We start from the raw sequence: 3,275 nt of genomic DNA, 5'->3' as shown, positions 1-3,275 counted from the left end.
TGAAGTGCTGAAGCATAAAAGCCACGAGCAAAAACGATACGGTGATGAGGAATCTCCTCATCGGCTGGCAGGTATATAGGCTCGTCCGCTCCCAGTTCTAGCTTAGTATTGAAGCTCTCGAAAAAGGTTTGATTGAAAATGTCGATGATGTCTGGGTATTCGTGTGTCATAAGATCAAATTTAAGTAAAAAGAACTGGGGCATTTTGCGTTTTTTTAAGCGCTCGGTAAAGCCCTATCACTGGCAATGACATTAGGTTGATCATAATACTTTACGATGACAATCGATTGCTGCTCCCAGATTACACCACTTTGAGGTGAATGATTAGTTTAGCTAATCTGAAATGCCTATTCACGGTACAAATATTCATTCGTCAATCAGTGTTTTTACTACTACACTCGCGCTTCATTTTTATATCCCTATGGCCTATAAGACTCCAATTTATAGACCTAAATTATAGAGTTACAGCAATGCTACTAAGTGTTTTGTATATCATTGGCATCACGGCAGAAGCCATGACCGGTGCTCTCAGTGCTGGCAAACAAAAAATGGATTGGTTTGGTGTAATGCTGGTTGCGAGTGCAACGGCAATTGGCGGAGGTACAGTAAGAGATATTTTACTCGGCCATTACCCTTTAGGCTGGGTTGAAAACCCCCAGTACCTGGCGATCACTTGTATTGCTGGTGTTATCACAACGGGATTAGCCAAATGGGTAATCAAGCTAAAAGGCTTGTTCATTCGTTTGGATGCGCTGGGGCTTATCGTATTTAGTATCATTGGTACTAAAGTAGCGATGACCATGGGTCTGCACCCAATGATTTGTATGGTGTCTGCATTAGTGACTGGCGTGTTTGGTGGCCTACTGCGCGATCTTATCTGTCGTCAAACGCCACTAGTCTTGCATGAAGAGTTGTATGCATCTGTCGCCCTTGTCGCTTCAGGCTTGTACTTAGGTCTTCTTGAACTAGGCATAAACGATGTGACCGCGACGATCGTGACATTGGTTGTAGGCTATTTACTGCGCATGGCAGCAGTGAGATTCAAATGGCGCTTGCCTTCGTTCCAGCTTGATCCGGAAAGCTCTGTGCATTAGATAATATATTCTCAATGACGCAGAATATAAAAAGGGTTGCTTCATTACGAAGCAACCCTTTTTGGTTTCTCTCAAATCAGTTTCAAATCTGTTCTGAATAAAACGAAGCAGAACTAGATTTTTGGCGTTTCTGTTGTCACACCAAAGTTTTGACCACGGTGACGCAGTAAGTGGTCAAGCAACACGATAGCCAGCATCGCTTCAGCAATAGGCACTGCACGGATACCAACACATGGATCGTGACGGCCTTTAGTGATTAACTGCGTTGCTTCACCGTCTTTAGTGATCGTGTCACCAGGAACGGTAATGCTTGATGTTGGTTTAAGCGCAATGCTTGCCACAATATCTTGGCCAGTAGAAATACCACCTAAGATACCGCCAGCATGGTTGCTGCTGAAACCTTCCGGAGTTAATGGATCACGGTGTTCACTACCGCGTTGATTAACGACATCGAAGCCATCACCAATCTCAACACCTTTCACCGCATTGATGCTCATTAGAGCGTGCGCGATGTCTGCATCTAGACGATCAAAGATTGGCTCACCAAGGCCTACAGGCACTTTAGTCGCAACTACTTGAATCTTCGCACCGATCGAGTTGCCTTCTTTTAGCAAATCACGAATCAGTTGATCAAATTCAGGTACTTTGTCGGCATCAGGACAGAAGAAAGCGTTGTTTTCGATCTCGTTCCAATCCACTTTATCAATTGAGATATCACCCATTTGAGAAAGATAAGCTTGGATTTCAACACCAAATTCTTGCTTAAGGTATTTCTTCGCAATCGCACCTGCCGCAACACGCATTGCAGTTTCACGAGCAGAAGAGCGACCGCCACCTCGGTAATCACGCACACCGTATTTTTGATGGTAGGTATAATCAGCATGGCCAGGGCGGAACTTGTCTTTAATTTCGGAATAGTCTTTAGAGCGTTGGTCTGTATTTTCAATCAATAGACCAATAGAAGTACCCGTAGTCTGGCCTTCAAATACACCGGATAAAATCTTTACTTCATCCGCTTCACGGCGAGCCGTTGTATAACGAGAAGTACCTGGGCGACGACGATCCAAATCTCTTTGAAGGTCTGCTTCGGTAATTTCTAATCCTGGTGGGCACCCATCTACGATACATCCTAGTGCGATACCGTGACTTTCTCCGAACGTAGTCACGCGGAAATGTTGTCCGATACTGTTTCCTGCCATTACTTCCTCTAAATCAGCCATTGAGCAGAAGGTTTGATTCCTAAACCTACGGGCTAACAGCTTTACTTGTCTATTCTTCGTGAATTCATATTGGCTTTATTACCAAATGATGTAAACCCCAAAAAACCAACAATTTTAACTTTCTATTACATGAGCCGAATGAAATGAATAACGAGGGGAAATGAGTGGTGCTTTAAAGTGGTGATTTTGAATAGTTTCATGGCCAGTTAACAAAGGTTAATGAACTCGGTTTGAATACTCTCTATGTTGTAGCCCAAAATAATAAGGAGAAAAGTGATGATCGAGTGGAGAGTTAAAAAATTTTCGGAGCTGTCTGTTCAAGAGCTCTATGATTTCTTACAGCAAAGAGTCGATATTTTTATCGTCGATATGAACACACCCTATAGTGATCTAGACGGCAAAGATAGCCATCCAGAAACCTATCACGTCATGGGTTATGAGAACGGGCAACTAGTAGCTTACAGTCGAATTATGGCTCAGAAGCTTGGATACCCAGTAGATGTTCTCCCTCTGCTTGATTCTGATGCGGATGATGTTTGTATCGGGCGAGTGATCGTAGCAAAGGGTTATCGCGGTAAACAGATTGGTAACCAGCTGATGCAAGTAAGCTTTGATACGACCCGCGAGGTGTATCCTGACTGTTCAATTTTTATTTCGGCACAAGCACACCTCAAAAACTACTATGGTAAATTCGGCTTCAACGTTGTCACCGACGGTTATTTGGAAGATGGGTGCAGTATGTTAGGTCTTAGATATACCCCACAGCTAGTGGCCGTTTAGCAAAAGACAAAAGACAGAGGCATCGAAATACAAAACATGGTTTTGATAGATTAAGTCGTTCTGAAATGCAAAAAACCCGACAACTCAGAGAGTTATCGGGTTTCTTTAAATAGTGGTACGCCCTGAAGGATTCGAACCTTCGACCACCTCCTTAGAAGGGAGGTGCTCTATCCAGCTGAGCT

General features: G+C 43.5%; 4 protein-coding genes. 2 read left to right on the top strand and 2 right to left on the bottom strand.

Annotation, left to right across the window (positions count from 1 at the left end; all coding sequences use genetic code 11):
- On the bottom strand, positions 1–170 hold a 170-nt coding region (locus AB4653_RS21565; RefSeq protein ID WP_372105306.1), incomplete at its 3' end, for an elongation factor P hydroxylase.
- 299 nt (positions 171–469) lie between these two features.
- On the opposite strand from AB4653_RS21565, the gene AB4653_RS21560 reads away from it, so the two are divergent.
- Positions 470–1,093, top strand: a complete 624-nt coding sequence (locus AB4653_RS21560; protein ID WP_004734183.1) for a trimeric intracellular cation channel family protein — start codon at positions 470–472, stop codon at positions 1,091–1,093.
- Positions 1,094–1,206: 113 nt separating this feature from the next.
- Here AB4653_RS21560 and aroC read toward each other — a convergent pair whose 3' ends face one another.
- Positions 1,207–2,292 (bottom strand): chorismate synthase, encoded by a 1,086-nt coding sequence (aroC, locus tag AB4653_RS21555; protein WP_004734182.1) that lies wholly within the window; start codon positions 2,290–2,292, stop codon positions 1,207–1,209.
- A 297-nt stretch (positions 2,293–2,589) separates the two neighbouring features.
- Between aroC and AB4653_RS21550 the strand changes: the two genes are divergently transcribed.
- On the top strand, positions 2,590–3,093 hold the full coding sequence (locus AB4653_RS21550; RefSeq protein ID WP_009848740.1) for a GNAT family N-acetyltransferase: 504 nt from the start codon (positions 2,590–2,592) through the stop codon (positions 3,091–3,093).
- The last annotated feature ends 182 nt before the right edge of the window (positions 3,094–3,275 follow it).

Origin of the sequence: Vibrio sp. 10N.222.48.A3 (assembly GCF_041475345.1) — a bacterium.
Lineage (GTDB): Bacteria > Pseudomonadota > Gammaproteobacteria > Enterobacterales > Vibrionaceae > Vibrio > Vibrio tasmaniensis_A.
Note: the sequence above shows the minus strand (reverse complement) of the source record. Positions and strands in the feature narration are given on the sequence as shown.

What these genes read in the sequence shown, in the direction of transcription:
- AB4653_RS21550 (WP_009848740.1), top strand. Translation starts at nt 2,590, where the DNA reads ATGATCGAGTGGAGAGTTAAAAAATTTTCGGAGCTGTCTGTTCAAGAG.
- aroC (WP_004734182.1), bottom strand. Translation starts at nt 2,292, where the DNA reads ATGGCAGGAAACAGTATCGGACAACATTTCCGCGTGACTACGTTCGGA.
- AB4653_RS21560 (WP_004734183.1), top strand. Translation starts at nt 470, where the DNA reads ATGCTACTAAGTGTTTTGTATATCATTGGCATCACGGCAGAAGCCATG.